Source organism: Pseudomonas sp. GW823-FHT05G12 (assembly GCF_058795575.1).
Genome location: NZ_CM179501.1, coordinates 4,306,862 through 4,325,239 on the forward strand (window position 1 = coordinate 4,306,862; position 18,378 = coordinate 4,325,239).

Annotated in this window: 17 protein-coding genes and 1 pseudogene; 6 read left to right on the forward strand and 12 right to left on the reverse strand. The window is 62.2% G+C overall.

All coding sequences use genetic code 11. From position 1 onward, the window contains the following. Positions 1-18: 18 nt before the first annotated feature. The 7 genes from AC3RCM_RS19635 to AC3RCM_RS19665 all read right to left on the reverse strand — a co-directional run bounded on the left by AC3RCM_RS19635 (position 19) and on the right by AC3RCM_RS19665 (position 7,848). Positions 19-1,059, reverse strand: coding sequence for a WD40/YVTN/BNR-like repeat-containing protein (locus AC3RCM_RS19635; RefSeq protein ID WP_409263773.1), 1,041 nt, complete (start codon positions 1,057-1,059; stop codon positions 19-21). 271 nt (positions 1,060-1,330) lie between these two features. Continuing rightward, the gene (gene pepN, locus AC3RCM_RS19640; RefSeq protein ID WP_492629088.1) at positions 1,331-3,988 is read right to left on the reverse strand and encodes an aminopeptidase N; all 2,658 of its coding nucleotides are present in this window, start codon (positions 3,986-3,988) and stop codon (positions 1,331-1,333) included. Positions 3,989-4,001: 13 nt separating this feature from the next. After that, a complete protein-coding gene (locus tag AC3RCM_RS19645) occupies positions 4,002-4,832 on the reverse strand; it encodes a DUF2797 domain-containing protein (protein WP_064492366.1) in 831 nt (276 codons plus the stop codon). Further along, positions 4,829-5,089 carry a YeaC family protein gene (locus AC3RCM_RS19650; protein WP_003247224.1) on the reverse strand — a complete coding sequence of 87 codons (261 nt, stop codon included), beginning with the start codon at positions 5,087-5,089 and terminating at the stop codon, positions 4,829-4,831. The genes AC3RCM_RS19645 and AC3RCM_RS19650 overlap by 4 nt, the downstream gene beginning before the upstream one ends. A 13-nt stretch (positions 5,090-5,102) precedes the next feature. Further along, on the reverse strand, positions 5,103-5,990 hold the full coding sequence (locus AC3RCM_RS19655; protein ID WP_020193768.1) for a rhomboid family intramembrane serine protease: 888 nt from the start codon (positions 5,988-5,990) through the stop codon (positions 5,103-5,105). After that, the gene (locus AC3RCM_RS19660; protein WP_010953024.1) at positions 5,987-6,958 is read right to left on the reverse strand and encodes a metallophosphoesterase; all 972 of its coding nucleotides are present in this window, start codon (positions 6,956-6,958) and stop codon (positions 5,987-5,989) included. Before AC3RCM_RS19660 ends, AC3RCM_RS19655 begins: the two co-directional genes overlap by 4 nt. Continuing rightward, positions 6,958-7,848: an NAD(+) kinase gene (locus tag AC3RCM_RS19665; RefSeq protein ID WP_003247220.1), complete on the reverse strand. Its 891-nt coding sequence runs from the start codon at positions 7,846-7,848 to the stop codon at positions 6,958-6,960. Before AC3RCM_RS19665 ends, AC3RCM_RS19660 begins: the two co-directional genes overlap by 1 nt. Between AC3RCM_RS19665 and AC3RCM_RS19670 the strand changes: the two genes are divergently transcribed. After that, positions 7,847-8,869 (forward strand): DUF1853 family protein, encoded by a 1,023-nt coding sequence (locus AC3RCM_RS19670; protein ID WP_104887256.1) that lies wholly within the window; start codon positions 7,847-7,849, stop codon positions 8,867-8,869. The genes AC3RCM_RS19665 and AC3RCM_RS19670 overlap by 2 nt on opposite strands. 226 nt (positions 8,870-9,095) lie before the next feature. Further along, a complete protein-coding gene (locus AC3RCM_RS19675) occupies positions 9,096-9,641 on the forward strand; it encodes a cytochrome b (protein WP_020193552.1) in 546 nt (181 codons plus the stop codon). Here AC3RCM_RS19675 and AC3RCM_RS19680 read toward each other — a convergent pair. From AC3RCM_RS19680 to AC3RCM_RS19690, 3 genes are all read right to left on the reverse strand, one after another. Then, positions 9,632-10,525 (reverse strand): 1-aminocyclopropane-1-carboxylate deaminase/D-cysteine desulfhydrase, encoded by an 894-nt coding sequence (locus tag AC3RCM_RS19680; RefSeq protein ID WP_492629089.1) that lies wholly within the window; start codon positions 10,523-10,525, stop codon positions 9,632-9,634. The genes AC3RCM_RS19675 and AC3RCM_RS19680 overlap by 10 nt on opposite strands. Positions 10,526-10,802: 277 nt before the next feature. After that, positions 10,803-12,839, reverse strand: coding sequence for an oxidoreductase (locus tag AC3RCM_RS19685; protein WP_430758246.1), 2,037 nt, complete (start codon positions 12,837-12,839; stop codon positions 10,803-10,805). A 263-nt stretch (positions 12,840-13,102) separates the two neighbouring features. After that, positions 13,103-14,011, reverse strand: coding sequence for an AraC family transcriptional regulator (locus AC3RCM_RS19690; protein WP_047604540.1), 909 nt, complete (start codon positions 14,009-14,011; stop codon positions 13,103-13,105). Positions 14,012-14,085: 74 nt separating this feature from the next. Between AC3RCM_RS19690 and AC3RCM_RS19695 the strand changes: the two genes are divergently transcribed. Next, positions 14,086-14,310 (forward strand): hypothetical protein, encoded by a 225-nt coding sequence (locus AC3RCM_RS19695; protein WP_492629090.1) that lies wholly within the window; start codon positions 14,086-14,088, stop codon positions 14,308-14,310. A gap of 407 nt (positions 14,311-14,717) precedes the next feature. On the opposite strand, the gene AC3RCM_RS19700 is transcribed toward AC3RCM_RS19695, so the two are convergent. Both AC3RCM_RS19700 and AC3RCM_RS19705 read right to left on the reverse strand, forming a co-directional pair. After that, positions 14,718-15,641 (reverse strand): NADP-dependent oxidoreductase, encoded by a 924-nt coding sequence (locus AC3RCM_RS19700; RefSeq protein ID WP_457252164.1) that lies wholly within the window; start codon positions 15,639-15,641, stop codon positions 14,718-14,720. Positions 15,642-15,699: 58 nt separating this feature from the next. Then, a pseudogene (locus AC3RCM_RS19705) lies at positions 15,700-15,882 on the reverse strand (LysR family transcriptional regulator); the annotation flags it as partial. Between the two features lie 268 nt (positions 15,883-16,150). Between AC3RCM_RS19705 and AC3RCM_RS19710 the strand changes: the two are divergent. From AC3RCM_RS19710 to AC3RCM_RS19720, 3 genes are all read left to right on the forward strand, one after another. After that, positions 16,151-16,888, forward strand: coding sequence for an SDR family oxidoreductase (locus tag AC3RCM_RS19710; RefSeq protein WP_012053248.1), 738 nt, complete (start codon positions 16,151-16,153; stop codon positions 16,886-16,888). Between the two features lie 29 nt (positions 16,889-16,917). After that, the gene (locus AC3RCM_RS19715; RefSeq protein WP_014754027.1) at positions 16,918-17,172 is read left to right on the forward strand and encodes an Atu4866 domain-containing protein; all 255 of its coding nucleotides are present in this window, start codon (positions 16,918-16,920) and stop codon (positions 17,170-17,172) included. A 212-nt stretch (positions 17,173-17,384) separates the two neighbouring features. Continuing rightward, a complete protein-coding gene (locus AC3RCM_RS19720) occupies positions 17,385-18,290 on the forward strand; it encodes a helix-turn-helix domain-containing protein (protein ID WP_104887252.1) in 906 nt (301 codons plus the stop codon). Positions 18,291-18,378: the final 88 nt, after the last annotated feature.

An 18,378-nucleotide genomic window follows, 5' to 3' on the forward strand; every position in this document is an offset into this window, starting at 1 on the left:
TAATGCTCTCCCTGCTGGTCATGGGCGCACCTCCGGAGCAGGCTGATCAGCCCCTTCGGCGCTGGCCAGGTGCACACCACCCTGCCCCACCAGCAGCAGGCCGCCGTTGGCCAGGCCACTGACGCCGGCCAGGGCCAGGCGGTCGGCGCGGTTGTACACGCTGAAGGTCTGGCCGTCGTCCGTGCTGCGCAGCACGCTGCCACCATTGCCGACCAGCACCAGGGTGCCATCATCGACAAGCGTAGCGCCTGCCAGGCCGAACTCCAGGGTACCGCGCGCGGCCTTGAGTTCGATCGGCTGCCAGCTGTCACCGAAGTCGCTGGAGCGGAACAGGTTGCCGCGAAGGCCGTAGGCCAGCAGGGTCTGCGGCCTGGCGGTGCCGATCACGCCGAACAGCGAGCCCTCGTAGGGGCCCTGGACCTTGGCCCAGGTCTGGCCGTTGTCGGTGGAGCGGAACATGCCGCCCTGCTCACCCACGATGAACAGGCCGGCATCGCGCACTTGGGCGATACCGTTCAGGTGCAGCTGGTCCGGGTTGTCCAGCCGCTCGGCCACATCCTGCCAGTGCTGCCCACCATCGGTGGTTTCCAGCAAGGCACCATAGGCCCCCACGGCAAAGCCGTGCTGGGCGTCGAGGAAGGTGACATCGAGCAAGGGTGCTTCACGGGCGAGGTCTTCGAACTGCTTGCTCCAGGTGGCGCCGCCGTCGGTGCTGGCGAGGATCTGCGCGTCATGGCCGACGGCCCAGCCACGCTTGTCGTCGAGGAAAAACACGGCAGTGAGCAATTGCCGGGTGGGTACCCGAGCCTGGGTCCAGGTACTGCCCTGGTCGTCGGAGAACAGAATGTGGCCGCGATCACCCACCACCACCAGGCGCTTGCCGGCATGGGTGGCGTCGATCAACAGGCTTTGGCTGGCCTTGGCCGATTCGGTGGAGTATTGGTCGGCTGCTGCGGCCTGGGCGCTGTCGGCCCACACCCCCAATGCCAGTGCCAGCATCGCGCTGGCTGCCCATGGCCAGGCACCACGCCTGGCTGGCGTACGTAACTGTTCCCTCATGACTGCCCCCTTGTTGTGTTCTTGTTGGTGGGTCAATGCATTGCAGGCTTTGCAAAAAGCCTGATCTAGAGGCCTGCAATAGCTTGAGGAGATCGTAGCGGGGATGTTTGCGGGAGTACAACGGGCGGGGTGTTATGTTTTGTTGTCGGCCGGGGAAAGCCGGGGCCGCTGGGCGGCCCTTCGCGGGTAAACCCGCCCGACAAAGGTTACATCCCCCTGTAGGAGCGGGTTCACCCGCGAAGGGCTGCAAAGCAGCCCCAATTCACAAGAATTACGCCAGACTCTTGCTCACAACCTCATACACATCACTGGACAACTCACCCGAAGCCAGAATGCGCTCCAGCTCACCCTTCATCAGCGCCTGACGCGCATCGTCATACTTGCGCCAGCGTGTCAGCGGCGCCAGTTGCCGCGAGGCAATCTGCGGATTCAGCGCGTTCAGCTCGATCACCAGGTCCGCCAGGAAGCGATACCCGGAGCCATCGGCAGCATGGAAGTTGACCAGGTTCTGCCCGGCAAAGGCACCGATCAGCGCACGCACCTTGTTCGGGTTCTTCAGGGTGAAGGCCGGGTGCTGCATCAACGCCTTGACCCGCGCCAGCCCGCCCGGCAGCGTGCTGGCCGCCTGCACGCTGAACCATTGGTCCATGACCAGCGGGTTGTCCTTGAAGTGCTCGGCAAACGCCGCCAGCGCTTTGGCGCGCTCGGCCTCGAACGGCGAGTTGACCAGTACCGCCAGCGCGGTAAGGCGCTCGGTCATGTTGTCGCAGTGCTCGAACTGCTCCAGGGTCGCGTCCAGCACCTGTTGCTTGCCACTCTGCATCAGGTACGACAGGGCGATGTTCTGCAGGCTGCGGCGGGCAAAGTGCTCGGCCGAGGCCACATAGGCAGTGCTGCGCGACACTTCACGGTTGGCCTGGTAACGCGCCCACAGGGCGTCGAACAGGTGTTCGGCGATCTGCTGGCGTGCGAACTCGCGGGCGGCGTGGATGGCGTCCACGTCGGCCACCTGGCTGATCTCGGTAAGGTACGCCTCCCCTGGCAGCGAGAGCATTTCGGCCACCATGGCAGGGTCCAGCGATACATTGCCCAGCACAGTGCCCAGGGCGGTGATCAGGCGCTGGTCGAGCTTCAGGGCTTCGCCGCGTTGATGCTGGCCGATCAGTTCCTGCAGTACCTGCACCGACAGCTGCTGGCCCGCTTCCCAGCGGTTGAAGCCGTCGCTGTCGTGCTGCATCAGGAACATCAGCTGGTCGCGGTCATACGGGAAGCTCAGCTTCACCGGGGCGCTGAAGCCACGCAGCAGCGACGGCAGCGGCTTGGCCTGGATGCCCTGGAAGGTGAAGGTTTGCTCGGCTTCGGTTACCGACAGCACGCGGCTGGTTCCTTGAGCAGCGTCTTCGCCAGCCAGTTGCAGCGGCAGGTCGTTGCCATCGGCATCAAGCAGGCCCAGCTCCACCGGGATCACGAACGGTAGTTTCTCGGCCTTGTCCGGGGTCTGCGGGCAGCTCTGGCGGAACGTCAGGCTGTAGGTCTGCGCGGCGGCGTCATACGCCTCGCTGACCTCCAGGCGTGGGGTGCCCGCCTGGCTGTACCAGCGCTTGAACTGGGTAAAATCGACGCCGTTGGCGTCTTCCATGGCCTTGATGAAGTCGTCGGTGGTTACCGCCTGGCCATCGTGACGTTCAAAGTACAGGTCGCTGCCTTTACGGAAGCCTTCGCTACCCAACAGGGTACGGACCATGCGCACCACTTCGGCGCCCTTCTCGTAGACGGTCAGGGTGTAGAAGTTGGAGATTTCGATGAAGCTTTCCGGGCGCACCGGGTGGGCCATGGGGCCCGCGTCTTCGGCGAACTGGTGGGTGCGCAGGTAGGCGACGTCTTCGATGCGCTTGACCGTGCGCGAGTTCATGTCGGCACTGAACTCGGCATCGCGGAATACCGTGAAGCCTTCCTTCAGCGACAGCTGGAACCAGTCACGGCAGGTGACACGGTTGCCCGACCAGTTGTGGAAGTACTCGTGGGCGACCACCCCTTCGACGCGCTGGTGCGCAGCATCGGTAGCGGTTTCGGCGCGGGCCAGCACACAGCTGGAGTTGAAGATGTTCAGGCCCTTGTTTTCCATGGCGCCCATGTTGAAGTCATTGACCGCAACAATCATGAAGATGTCCAGGTCGTACTCGCGGCCATAGACTTCTTCGTCCCAGCGCATGGACTTTTTCAGGCTGACCATGGCGTGGTCGCACTTGTCGATGTTCTCGGGCTCGACGTAGATGCGCAGGGTCACCTCACGGCCGGACTGGCGGGTGAAGCTGTCTTCAACGCACCACAGGTCACCGGCCACCAGGGCGAACAGGTAGGCCGGCTTCATGAACGGGTCTTCCCAGGTCGCCCAGTGGCGGCCATCTTCGGCCGGCCCGCTGCCGATCGGGTTGCCGTTCGACAGCAAGACCGGGTAGCGATGCTGCTCGGCGATGACCGTGGTGGTGAAGGTGCTCATCACGTCCGGGCGGTCGAGGTAGTAGGTGATCTTGCGGAAGCCCTCGGCCTCGCACTGGGTGCAGAACATCTTGCCCGACTTGTACAGGCCTTCCAGGGCGGTGTTGCTTTCCGGGTGGATCTTGACGCTGGTGTCGAGGGTGAAGCGCTCGGCCTTGGGCTGCACGGTCAGGCTGTCGGCGTCGAGCCGGTAGTCGCCTGGCTGCAGTTCCTGGTCATCCAGCGAGGCGCGCAGCAGTTCCAGCTGCTGGCCATCGAGTTCCAGTGGCGGCAGGCCGGCACCGCGTGCCGGGTTGCGGCGCATGACCAGTTGCGCGTGAACCAGCGTGTGGTCCTCGAACAGCTCGAAGGTCAGGTGCGTCTCGTCGATCAGGTACTCCGGCGCCTGGTAATCCTTGAGGTAGATCACTTGCGGTTGTTCGGTACGCATGTGCAGGTCCTTTTTACTGGAGCACGGCCAACTGGTAGGCCGTGTACTTGCGAATATTGATCACACCGGTGTCGAAGATCAGGTACTGGCCCTTGATGCCCAGCAGCGTGCCCTCGGCCACCGGGTCCTTGTCGAGGTTGAAGCTGGTAATCTTCTTCGGGTACGCCTCGACCGGGTAGTTCATCTGCACCACTTCGGCGTCCGGCAGCGGCTGGATCGCCTGCAGGCCAAAGCGCCCCTGCAGCTCGCGCAGGCCGTCGGCGCAGGCTTCGAAGACCTGCTCCCGGATGGCCGGCAGGTCGAGCACCTCGGCATCGCCCTTGAGCAGCGCGCGCCAGTTGGTCCGGTCCGGCACCTGGCTGCGCAACACGTCTTCAACCAGGCCCGATTGCTGCCGGGTGGCCACGCGCATGATCGGCAACGCCTGGCTGGCGCCCTGGTCGAGCCAGCGGGTGGGCAGCTGGGTTGCACGGGTGATGCCGACCTTGATCCCCGACGAATTGGCCAGGTAGACGACGTGGTCGGTCATGCAGAACTGTTCGCCCCACGACGGTTCGCGGCAGGTGCCGGCGTCGTAGTGGCATTTTTCCGGGGCCATGATGCACACGTCGCACTGGGCCAGCTTGGTCATGCACGGGTAGCAGTAACCCTGGCTGAAGCTGGTCTTGGTGCGCTTGCCGCAATGGCTGCAATGAATGGCGCCGAGGTATTCCAGGCGCAGGCGCTGGCCGATCATGGGGTTGACCGGCACCTGGGTGTCATCCAGGCGAAAGCTGTACTGCACCACCGGTGCCTGCAGGCTTACGGCCATCTTGCTCAACGAGCCACGTGCGAGTTCGATCAATGTACCGAGTCCGACTTGAACAGAATGTTGGCGATGGGCGCGGACTTCGACGCACATTCCTGTGGGCCCATGTAGCCGGTGCGCTGGTCTTCGGGCAGGTTCTTCATCTCCCAGGCGATGACCGCCTGCAGCGACAGCTCTTTCTGCTCGGCGGTGAGCTTGCGGCCGTCGGACCATTTGCCGATTTCCACCGCCAGTTTCAGGCTCTGGTAGATTTCCGGGGTGATGTTTTCAATCATTTGCGCGAAAGTGGACATAGTGTCTCCTGATTCAAGCCGACAGTTTACGCCGGGCCAGCGCCCCACCCAAGAGCCCGGTCAGGCATCCGATGAGCAGCCCGCCGACGTGGGCGGCATTGGCGATCTGGCCAAGGCCGAGCGTACCGACCACGCCGGTCAGGCATACCACCAGCCAGATCAGCATCATCACCAGCACGCCCTTGGGCAGGTTGAAGTAACGGTCGGGCGCCAGCCACTGGTACAGCCAGATATGCCCGAGCAGGCCGTACAGCACGCCGGACAGGCCGCCAAACAGGCTCGGCCCGCTGGTGTAGTGCTGGGCCAGGTTGGACACCAGGCTGAACAGCAGGGTCAGGCCCAGCAACGCCCACGGGCCCTGGCGCAGTTCGATGCGTTTGCCCAGCTCCCAGTACCACAGGCTGTTCATGGCCAGGTGCAGCACACCGAAATGCAGTAGCATGGGCGATACCAGGCGCCACCACTGGCCTTCATCCAGGCTTTGCGCCAACGGGCTGAAGTACAGGTAGTCGCCCTGGACACGGAAGTCGAGGAAGGTGAACCAGCTGATGGTGGTGAAGTTGTCGCCAAGGCCCGTGAGGCCGGCGACGATGAAGCACAGCAGCAGGGTCAGGGTGGTGATCTTGCAGGCCTTGGCCTGGGCTGCCAGGGAAGGTTGTGTGGGGGCATTCGCCGGTGACCCCGCCCCTACAGGGTCGGCAGTGGCCGGCAGGTCGGCGTTGCCGTCGGGGTAGCGCTGGTAGAGCTGCAGCACATCTTCGGCCAGGGTGTCGGGGGCCCAGAGGACTTGGGCATCACCCTCCTCGCTGACCCGGTGCGGCACCTGCAGGCGTTGCAACAGGTGGACGAAGCCGCTGAGGTCGACCGACAGCGGCAGGCGCATCACTTCGATAATGTTCATTGGTTGGCCTGTGGGCGGTCGACGTCGACCCAGACGAACTTGTGTGGGTCGATACGGGTTTCATCATCCAGCCGGTAGGCGACCAGCTTGCCGTAGAGCACGGCGCTGTAGTCCAGGCAGGCCAGGTTGGCGCGGATCGGTGCCGGGCGGCCGCTGCGCCAGTAATGCCCGACGAACAGCATCGGCTGGTCTTCGTCATAGCGCAGCAAGGCGTTCTTCTGGCTGTGGCTGAGCGGGGTGCTGGCCACTTCCTCGGGCAGGGCATCGGGCTGGAACACGATGTCACCGTAGGTTTTCGGGTCTTCTTCCCAGAACTTGGTGCGGAAAAACGCGCGGGTCAGGCCGTCGCCGCCGGTCAGCGTCAGCCCGTCCGGCAGGCGCATGTCGGTACCGCGCAACAGGCGGTTGCACACTGTGTCGGCAAAACTGCCACTGACCGCCGAGGCCTGGATGAAGTGTTCATCGATGCGGCCGTCGGGGTATTGCTGGCGCAGCGGCTCGATCAGCCGCGGGTCCCAGCAGGCGTGCACCAGACGGAAGCGTCCGGCGTCGATGAACAACGGCAGCTGGTAGAACCAGTTGACGAAATCGTGCCAATCGCCGGGGTGCTGGGCAAACTGGGTCAGGGTTTCGTCGATCAGCCGGGCATGCCGCGGCGTGTGTTCGCGGACATAGGCCTTGCCGCTGCCAGGCAGCGCCGGGGTGACCCAGCCCAGGGCATTGTATTCGTGGTTGCCCATGATGCAGAACGCCTGGCCGGCTTCGACCATGTCGTGGACGATGTGCAGCGCCTCGCGAATGCGTGGCCCGCGGTCGACGATATCGCCAAGGAACAGCGCCTGACGTCGCGGGTGGCGCCACACGCCGGCCACGCGCTTGTATCCGAGGGCGTCGAGCAGGCGTTCAAGGGTCAGTGCACAGCCGTGCACGTCGCCGATGATGTCAAAACTTCGCGCCGGATCGAGCATCAGTCGTCACTGCTCCCCAGGCGGCTGCCCCAACCCAGTTTGGTGCGGCAGACCTCGTAGTAATTGTGGTCCAGCGGGTGGATCAGGCGCAGCTTCTGCGGCTTCTTGCTGACCGTGATGGTGTCGCCGGGGGCACAGGTGAAGTGGTTCTGACCGTCACAGGACACCTGCGGGTAGATCTGCAGGTCCTTGGACACCACGATCTTCAGCTCGCTGTTGCCGTCGACTACGATCGGCCGGCCCGACAAGGTGTGCGGGTACATCGGCACGATGACGATGGCATCGAGCTTGGGGTGCATGATCGGGCCACCGGCCGACAGCGCATAGGCGGTGGAGCCGGTGGGGGTGGCGACGATCAGGCCGTCGGCCTTCTGGCTGCAGACGAACTGGCCGTCGATGTAGATCTCGAACTCGATCATGCGCGTGGACTTGCCCGGGTGCAGCACCACGTCGTTCAGCGCATCGCCCTGGCCGATGGCCTCGTGGTGGCGACGCACCTCGGCCTGCAGCAGGAAACGGTTTTCTACCAGGTAGTGGCCGTCGAGCACTTCGGCGACCTTCTGTTCCAGCTCGTCGGGACGGATGTCGGTGAGAAAACCCAGGTTGCCACGGTTGATACCCAGCACCGGAATGTTGTGCCGGGCCAGCGCACGGGCAGCGCCCAGCAGGCTGCCGTCGCCGCCGACCACGATGACCAGGTCGCAGACCTCGCCCAGCAGCTTGCGGGTGGACGTCTGCAAGCCATGGCCGGGCAGCACTTCGGCAATGGTGTCCTCGAGGATCACGTGCAGGTGGCGATCGAGGAGGAATTTTTTCAGTCGGCGAATGGTGTCGAGCACCTGCGAGCTGCCAAGGCGACCGATGATACCGATATTGCGAAATTGCTCCATGGGGCTCCTGCAAGGCTCTGCGGCGGGTGACGATGCGCCGATTATGGGCGAAACCACCGGGCAGCGGCAAACCGGCTATGCTCGCAGGATGACGCCATTCGCCCAGCTTCACGACCTGCCCCGACAACTGCAGCACTCCACCGTGCGTGACCTGGCATGGGCCTTGTTGTCGCCGCCCCTGCTCAGCGCCCCACCCTGCCCCCAGCGACACCCGCTGGCGGGCAGCCTGTGGGCGCAGCAGCCGCAACGCCTTGAACAATGGTTGCGGGCCCTGGATGCCGATGACCGACCGTTGCGCGCCTGGCTGGCGCAATTGGGCAGCCGGCGCCTGGGGCATTACTACGAACGCCTGTGGCAATTTGCCCTGGGCCAGGCGCCAGGCATCGAGCTGCTGGCCGCCAACCTGGCGATTCGCGACGGCGGGCACACCCTGGGCGAGCTCGACGTGGTGCTGCGCGACCGCGACGGCGTGCACCACCTGGAACTGGCGATCAAGCTGTACCTGGGCCCGGAAGACGCCGGGCACGATCCCCATGCCTGGCTGGGGCCAGGTTGCCATGACCGGCTGGGGACCAAGCTTGCGCACCTGGCGGGGCACCAGTTGCCCATGTCCAAGGGGGCGCACAGCCGTCAGGCGCTGGCGCAGCTAGGGGTGGAGCAGGTGCAGGCGCAAATGTGGCTGGGTGGTTACCTGTTCTATCCACGGCCTGGGCATGCCGAGGCGCCGCAGGGCGCCAACCCGCAACATTTGCGTGGGCGCTGGCTTCGTCGGCGGGACTGGGTGATGGCCGAGGGCGAGCGTTGGCAGCCGCTGCAGCGGCATGCCTGGCTGGCGCCGGCAAGGGTGGAGTCAGGTGAGTGCTGGCAGGCGGAGCAGTTTGCAGCCTGGCTGCATGTGCTGGAGCAGCAGGCACCGGCGCACTTGCTGGTACGACTGGTGCCTGATGCCGATGGTGCCTGGCAGGAGGCAGAGCGGGTGTTTCTGGTGGGTGATGACTGGCCGTATCTGCCCGGTAACTGATGTCGCCTGTTCCGGCCCCTTCGCGGGCACGCCCGCTCCCACAGTCCAACTGCACAGGCTTCCAAGACTGTGCAGTACCTGTGGGAGCGGGCGGGCCCGCGAAGGGGCCGGTGGCTGGCAACACATTTTTCACAGACCTGGCGCAAAGATCTGTTTCCGGTAGCCATTAAAATGACTCCTGAGCGCCAGCAAGAGCGCCATTCAGACCTGATGACGAGGACCAATCATGGTTTCATCCCCCACCACCACCCATTACGCGCGCCTGTCCATCGCCCTGCATTGGCTGATGCTGGTGCTGCTGGCCGCTGTCTATGCCCTCATCGAACTGCGTGGCCTGTTCCCCAAGGACAGCGCCGAACGCAACCTGATGAAGGACCTGCACTTCATGCTCGGGCTCAGCGTGTTCGTGCTGGTCTGGCTGCGCCTGGCCATGCGCCTGAGCCGCCCGACTCCGCCCATCGTGCCCAAACCACCGGCCTGGCAGACCGGCCTGGCGCACCTGATGCACCTGGCACTGTACCTGATGATGATCGGCCTGCCGCTGGCCGGCTGGCTGATCCTCAGTGCCGCCGACAAACCGGTGCCGTTCTTTGGCCTGGAGCTGCCCCATCTGATCGGCCCGAACCCGGACCAGGCCAAGTTCATCAAAGGCTGGCATGAGCGTATTGGCAGCTGGGGCTACTGGCTGATCGGCCTGCATGCACTGGCCGGGCTTTACCACCACTATGTGCAGCGCGACAACACGCTGTTGCGCATGCTGCCCTACAAGTAACCGCGTCGCCCCTGCAGGCCACCCGTGTGTACGAAGATCAGGCGGCTGCCGGGCTTGAACAGCCCGGCAGCGACCTGATCACGCAAGGCCAGCAGAGCCTTGCCGGTATAGAGGGCTTCGAGCGGCACGCCAGTGCGCTGCTCGCAGTCGGCGATGAACGTCAGTAGCTCATCGTCGAACTTCCCGAAACCGCCACGGCAGGCGTCGTGTAGCTGGTAGCCGTGCGTGCCGGCCAGTGCTGCCACCGTCTCCGGCACCCCATGATCCCTGGGCACTGCCAGCGCGCCATGTACGGCATGTGCACCCGCCTCGGCCAGTACAAGGCCGGCCAAGGTAGTCCCCGTTCCGGCAGCCAGCCACCAGGCGTCATGGTCCGACCAGCCCAATCCCGCGATCTGCGCGCGCGCCTGCTGCATGATCAGCGCGCAGCCCTGCGCACCGGCCAGCCCGCCGCCCCCTTCGGGGATACAGTGCCAGCCTGGGTAGCGGGCCTGCCAGGGGGCCCAGAATCCTGGCTCGTTGCGCGCACGGTAGCCGCCGTAGCCTAGCCAATGCAGTTCCATGCCCAGCGCCTGCAGGTCACGCACGGTTGGCGTGTCCTGGGCATGGCCGCGTAACAGGCCGACGGTGGCGAAGCCGAAACGCTTGCCGGCAGCGGCCAAGGCGTGCAGATGGTTGGAATGGTTACCGCCGAGGCTGATCAGGCCTGGAGCATTGCTGGCGCCGGCCTGTTGCAGGTGGTGGCGTAGTTTGAACCACTTGTTGCCGCTGATCAGCGGGTCGATCAGGTCCAGGCGCAGAATGGCGGCCTGGACCTGGGCTTGTTCCAGCCAGGGCAAGTTCAGAAACTGCAGGGGGGCTGGGGGGAGGTCGAATACATGCATGGATCGCAGTTTACAGGGTAATCCCGCAAGCGCTTGTAATCGATGAGTCGCCCCCGCCGAGGCATCACAGTGCCAGGGTGGACGCGCATCAGTGGTTCGACACAGGCATCGACGGCCCGGTATAGACCGTCGTAGGAGCGGGTTCACCCGCGAAAGGGCCGGGCCTGCTGGCCAAATTCCACCCGCCGTTCACCGTTGCCACCGCCATCGAATTCGCGGGCATGCCCGCTCCCTCCGGTTACCGTGCAGGTATCGGGCTCACGCAGCCCCGACGCCCTCAGAGTTCAGCCGCCAACCGCGAGCCTTGGTTGATCGCCCGCTTGGCATCCAGCTCGGCCGCCACATCCGCGCCACCAATCAGGTGCACCGACTGCCCCGCCGCCACCAGCCCTTCCTGCAGCTCGCGCAGCGGATCTTGCCCGGCACAGATCACCACGTTATCCACCGCCAGCACCTGCGGCTCGCCGCCGTCCACACGAATGTGCAGGCCGGCATCGTCGATACCCAGATACTCGACGCTGTTGAGCATCTGCACCCCCTTGTTCTTCAACCCGGTGCGGTGAATCCAGCCGGTCGTCTTGCCGAGACCGTCGCCCACCTTGGATTTCTTGCGCTGCAACAGGTACACCTGCCGCGCCGGGGCATGCGGCTCGGCCTTGATCCCGGCCACACCACCTCGCGCCTGAAGGTGGGTATCGATGCCCCACTCTTTCCAGAATGCCGCTCGGTCCTGGCTGGTGGCCACGCCCTCATGTACCAGGTACTCGGACACATCGAAGCCGATACCTCCCGCGCCAATCACGGCCACCGACTTGCCCACAGGCTTGCGCTCGAGCAGCACGTCCAGGTAGCTGAGCACCTTGGCATGCTCCACGCCCGCGATGTCCGGGGTACGCGGGGCGATGCCGGTAGCCAGGATGACTTCATCAAAGCCGCCGCCCACCAGTGCCTGCACATCCACGCGGGTATTCAGGCGCAGGTCGACGCCCGTGCTTTTGACCTTGTTGCGGAAGTAACGCAGCGTTTCAAAGAATTCTTCCTTGCCCGGCACCCGCTTGGCCACGTTGAACTGGCCGCCGATTTCGCTGGCGGCGTCAAACAGGGTCACCGCGTGGCCCCGCTCGGCCGCCACGGTGGCCGCCGCCAGGCCAGCCGGGCCGGCGCCGACCACGGCAATGCGCTTCACCGTTCGTACAGGCAGGTAGTTGAGTTCGGTCTCGTGGCAGGCCCGCGGGTTGACCAGGCAACTGGTCAGCTTGCCGCCGAAGGTATGGTCCAGGCAGGCCTGGTTGCAGCCGATGCAGGTGTTGATTTCATCCGCGCGACCGGCAGCGGCCTTGTTGACGAAGTCCGGGTCGGCGAGAAACGGTCGGGCCATCGAGACCATGTCCGCATCGCCCTCGGCCAGCACCGCCTCGGCCACTTCCGGGGTGTTGATGCGGTTGGTGGTGATCAGCGGAATGCTCACCACGCCGCGCAACTTGGCGGTGACTTTGCTGAAGGCCGCACGCGGCACTTTGGTGGCGATGGTCGGAATGCGCGCCTCGTGCCAGCCGATTCCGGTGTTGATCAAGGTAGCGCCGGCCTGCTCGATGGCCTTGGCCAGCAGCTCGATCTCGTCCCAGGTGCTGCCCCCCTCGACCAGGTCGAGCATCGACAGGCGGAAGATGATGATGAAGTTAGGCCCTACCGCACCGCGTACCCGGCTGACGATTTCCACTGCCAGGCGCATGCGGTTTTCATAACTGCCGCCCCAGCGGTCGGTGCGGTGGTTGGTGTGCGCGGCGAGGAACTGGTTGATGAAGTAGCCTTCCGAACCCATGATCTCGACACCGTCGTAACCGGCACGCTGGGCCAGCACGGCACAATTGACGAAGTCGGCAATCTGCTTCTCGATACCCTCCTCGTCCAGCGCCTTGGGCTTGAACGGGTTGATCGGCGCCTGGATCGCGCTAGGTGCCACCTGCCGTGGGCTGTAGGCGTAGCGCCCGGCGTGCAGGATCTGCAGGCAGATCTTGCCACCAGCGGCGTGCACCGCCTCGGTGACGATGCGGTGCTTGTCGGCCTCTTCCTCGGTGCTGAGCTTTGCCGCACCGGAATACACCCCGCCTTCATCATTGGGCGCAATGCCGCCAGTGACCATCAGGCCAACGCCACCGCGGGCGCGCTCGGCAAAGTATGCAGCCATGCGCTCGAAGCCGCCGGGGCGCTCTTCAAGGCCAGTGTGCATCGAGCCCATCAGGGTGCGATTGCGCAAGGTGGTAAAGCCCAGGTCCAGCGGGGCAAGCAGGTGCGGGTAGCGGTCGGCGGCCATGGAAAGGTCCCCTGGTGGCGTGATCACGGATTGCGGGCACCTCACTGGGTGGCGGGCCCCGTCGTTTGTCTGTCAGCGACATTAAACAGCCGTTTGAAAGGGCTCAATGATCGAAACTGACAAGTTATTGATCCTGGCGCACAGCGAGACTGCTGAGGGCTGACGCATAGGCCCGACCGGTATCAATACCCCTACGCTGCCCCCCTTTACTTGCTTGCGGGGCATAGGGGGAGCCTCTTTGCATGCCCGTTCCACCTTGCAACTCATCCCATCGATCGAATCTTTGCGATGTCCTTGCTTGGAGGGGCTCCGAACATCCGGCTGTATTCTCTGCTGAACTGTGACGGGCTCTCATAGCCCACCGTGAACCCGGCCGTGGAAACATCCAGCCCTTCTGAAATCATCAACCTTCGTGCGTGCTGCAGGCGCAGTTGTTTCTGGTACTGCAACGGGCTCATCGCGGTGATTGCCTTGAATCGGTGGTGAAGCGTGGAATTACTCAAATTGACATAGCTCGCCAACTCATCGATGTGCAGCGGCTGCGCATAGTTGTTGTTCAACCATTCGATAGCTCTTGTCACCCGGTGGGTCTGGCTGTCGTTGATGGCTATCTCATGTAATCGCTGGCCCTGCTGGCCTTTGAGCAACCGGTAGAATATTTCCCTGAGGGCCAGCGGAGCCAATGCCGGGATATCGGAGGGCACATCCAACAGACGTACCAGTCGCAACATGGCATCAAGCAATGGGGTATCAATCCTGTCCAGATAGAGGCCGCGACGAGATGGCTGGCTGGGTACGCCGATCGGGCTGACGTCGGCAATCAGCTGAGCGATTTCTGCCGGGTCGATATCCAGGCGAATGCAGAAGTAGGGCCTCTCTGGAGAGGCCTCGGTCACTTGCCCAGCCAGAGGCAGTGTCACAGAGACAACCAGATAGTTCAGTTGATCGTAGGTATAGCTTTCATCCCACAACTGGATCTGTTTCCGGCCCTGTACAATTATGCACAATCCCGGTTTATGAACCGTATGGATGACGTCTGTTGGCGTGTCGCTTCGTATGAAATGCAACGGATCAATCGCCGTTTGATAGACGCCGTATGTCGGAGCAAAACGTTGCATCGCTGATGCCAGTTCGGCCCTGAGGCGTGTCAGCTCATTGTCCAGATCACTCACTACCGTTACCTCCCCGTTCGGCTGTCCCGATTGCAGAGGATAGGTGGGTTCGCATCCATTTGGGTAGATGCCGAATGGATCATTTGATCTGCCAAAAGCCCGGTTTTCCGGGCTTTTGGCGCAGCCCAGGCACATCAGGCATTGATGACTCGGTCCGAACCGTCCTCGGCTACACGCCGGTCGTTGAGTCGGTCTGCACCGTCCTCGGCAACCCGACGGCCATTGAGTCGGTCTGCACCGTCCTCGGCAACCCGACGGCCATTGAGTCGGTCTGCACCGTCCTCGACCAGGATTGGTGAACACAGGTATTTGCAAGGTTTATGGGTCCAGTTGCCTTGCTCTTTGGCTGGAAGCGCCATCGAACTTGCGCTCAGAACAGTTAAGGCGACTCCAATCATCATTTTGTTAACATTTTTCATGACAGCGACTCCGAAATTAGCGATGGATTCGTTGCCGGTTGTCAGTGCAAAGCGTGACGTTGATGCCTGTATGCTTCCAGGCTTGGTCGCTCTGATGGCCGGCAGCAGCAGTGGGTTCGCTTGCTGCTTGGGCTCAGATTAAGGCGGCGGTAATGAACCCGTTATGGGTTTCCTGCGATGATTTTGCACATTCCTGCGGCGAGGTATCTCGGGGACGAGGCTTCAGCCAGGAGCAGGCATCCCTTTTCTAGGCTTTTCATAAAAAGCCTAATACAGTTAACCGCTGTTCAACGATTGACATCCAGGACACGTTTGCCGCGGGTATGCCCCCCTGAGCTCAGCGTTATAGCGTCGGTCACCTTGGAAAGTGGCATCACCTCAACCTCGACGCGCAACTTCTCCTCAGCAATCAATTGCGCGATCTGTGCTAACTGGCGCCCGTCCGAACGGGTAGCGAAATGTTTGCCGACAACGTCGTGTTCACGCGCCTTCTGCGGGTCGGGTGGGCTGACGGTAGATACAAGTACACCTCCTCGTTTGACAATCGTCCATGAACGGTCTTGCGTTTCTCCTCCTACCAGGTCGAGAACAACATCGATCTCTTCAGCCACGTCTTCGAACCGTTGCGCGGTATAGTCAATGACCTGCTGTGCCCCGAGTGAATTCAGGTAGTCTCGGTTGCCGGCCGAGGCCGTTGTCAATACATAGGCACCGGCCAGGCGAGCCAGCTGTACGGCGAAACTTCCTACGCCTCCCGCAGCCCCGTGAATCAACACTGTTTGACCCGACTGTAGGTTGGCGTGTTCATGCAGTGCTTGCCAGGCGGTAAGCGCTGCAGCAGGAATGCCACTGGCGTGGAGGAGCGGCAGGCCGGCGGGCTTATGCGCAAGCCTGTCGGCGGCTGCCACGGCCTGAGTCGCGTAGCCACCGACTATGCCTATGAAACCGAATACCTCATCCCCCACAACAAACCCTTGGACATTTTTGCCAACCGCTGCAACGGTACCGGCAACCTCGACCCCCGGCGTATAGGGCAAAGACAATGGGATGAATTGCTTCATTGCCCCTGAGAGGATCTTCCAGTCAATCGGGTTGACTCCACTCCCCGCGACATTGATTAAAACCTGGTCGTCATTGGGCATCAAATCTGGGACATCTTTGAGTTCCAACCCCTGAACCTGACCGTACTGTGCCACTTGGATAGCTTTCATAAGTTTTCCCATTGGTAAGGTGATGATGCCCCAGATGCTCTGTGGCGCTGCACTTCGACTACTGACGACGGGCGTCCAAGCTGAAGCGGCCTGCACCAAAAGCCACGATCTGAAGCAAGCCACCGGCCATCGCGATGTTCTTGAAGAAATGGATGAACTGGGCCTGGTCGGCCAGCGCGCTGTGGAAAATCGCTGCGGTGAGAACACTGAACAACGCCAGTACGACTGCAGCAGTTCGGGTGAGAGTGTGGCTCCATACGCCTTTGCTTAATAGCCGGTTAGTTTCGGCATTTATGTTCGAATAAATAGAAAAGTTGTATCCGGTTCGTGCAGCCCTCAGACAGTCCAGGATCGGGCAAAGGGCTGACATAAGTCGCAGATCAATCATGCAGGATCGTGCATGACCGTCGCAGGAATCACATAACGCTGTTCCCCCCAGGATTCTTACTCTTGCCTTAACACCTGCCGTTCAGCAGGTGCCTCTGAAACCAGGAACAGGAGTGAGAAAAATGCACGGCATCGAACACAAAGTCATCGTGATTACAGGCGCCAGCAGTGGTATCGGCGAAGCCACAGCCCGCCTGCTCGCCAGCAAAGGCGCTCGCGTCGTTCTGGGGGCCCGCCGTACCGACCGCCTTGAAGCCCTGGCCGATGACATTCGTTCAGCAGGCGGTACCGCTGACGTGCTGGCACTGGACGTCACCAGCCTGGACGACATGCAGTCCTTCATCGATTTCGCTGTCGAATTGCATGGTCGCGTCGACGTACTCATCAACAATGCCGGCGTAATGCCACTCTCGAAACTGGAAGCGTTGAAGGTCAATGAGTGGAACCGGATGATCGACGTGAACATTCGCGGCGTACTACACGGTATTGCTGCAACGCTGCCGCTCATGCAACAGCAGCGTGCTGGCCAGATCATCAATATCGCCTCAATTGGTGCCTACGCCGTGAGCCCTACCGCTGCGGTGTACTGCGCCACCAAATATGCCGTCCGGGCAATTTCCGAAGGTCTGCGTCAAGAGGTCGGGGGTGATATTCGAGTCACGGTGATTGCACCAGGCGTTACCGAATCGGAGCTGGCCGACAGCATTTCGGATGAAGGCGGACGCACGGAGATGAGGGAGTTCCGCAAGATCGCGATTCCCGCTGCGGCCATTGCCCGTGCGATTGCCTACGCGGTCGAGCAGCCAGCGGATGTCGACGTCAGCGAGCTGATCGTGCGTCCAACCGCGAGTCCATTCTGATGCTCTATTGACGATAGCGAGGAACAGAGATGGGCAAGCCATATGGAAACCAGAACACATACGTTGGCATGTGGGTGACGGCTGACGGTCGGATCCGCCATGAACTCTTGCCCGGGGGCCGCTACGACGAAGCACGCGGTCGGCAAGCAAGTGCTTACCAAGGCCGCTATTGGTTGGAGGGTGATCACATCGAGTATGTCGATGACACTGGATTTACCGCTGATGGTGAGTTTCGCAACAATGTGTTGTACCACGCCGGGATGGTTTTATACCCCGAACGTTGAAGCGCAAGCCGGAATGGAGACATTCCGGCTTTGTCGTGACTCTGAACCCTGAAAGCCCTGCCGTTGCGTCCAGAGTGTGTTCTCACTGCCGTGACCAGATCAGGTGAAATACACCGCACTCTGTCCGCCTTGAACCTGTACCTGTCAGTACGGCACCCAGGAAGCGAGGCAGCTTTTATCCTGCGCACTCGCCAAAAAAGAGGGAGGACAATATGACCATGGATGTGACAGAGCGGACTTCTGCCCATGGTTTGGAGGCACACATCCGGGGCAAGCGAATTGCCGCTTCGGACGTGCTGGCCGACCGGGACATCTTGGTGCAGATTTTCAACCGGGAACGTGAGGAAGGTAACTTCATCGTCCCAGCGGTGGCCGAACCCTTGCTGGTCTGGATCATTTCGGGAAACGCTGCCGTACAGGAACGTGAGCTTGGGGGCCAATGGGAAACCAGCGAAGTTGCTAAAGGCGATTTCTTTTTGACCACTTCGGCGCAACCGTATGAGATGCGTTGGAACGTCTCCAGCGCAGACGACTTTGAAGTCATGCACATCTATCTCGGTGTCCCGCTCCTGGAAAAAGCCATCCATGAAATACTGGGCGGGCCTGTCGAGGCCGTTCGCCTGCGGGAAGTGTCAGGCGGGCGTGACGAAGGACTGTCGGTACTGCTGGAGCAGGTTCGGCTGGAACTCATGGGACGTGGCGCGAGCCCGCTGTATTTGCAGGGTCTGGCCCAATGCATCGCCGTCTACCTTGCCCGCAATTACCTGGATAGCTCAGCGGACGATCGCCCACGCCGCAACGCTCTCCCTGCGTACAAGTTTCGGCGCGTGCTGGCGGCCATGGAAGCCGATCTGGCAAGGGACTTCAATTTAAGGCAGTTGGCCGAGGTTGCCGGGATGAGTGAATGCCACTTCAGCCGAATGTTCAAAAAAGCCGCCGGATATTCACCCTTGCAGTTCTTCATCAGGTTGAGGATGGCTCGGGCCCGGCAGCTTCTCCTCGAGACCGATCAGAGCATCATCGATGTAGGCCTGGAGGTTGGGTATAGCAGTCACAGCCATTTCTCACAGGTGTTCAAACGCGAGGTGGGCGTAACGCCCACGCAATACCGCCAATAGGGGAACATGATGCCGTATAGAAGCTCGGCGAACGCATCGGTTTTTGTTACCGACCGCCCAGTGTGCCTTCAAGATCCCTCCAGCCGAC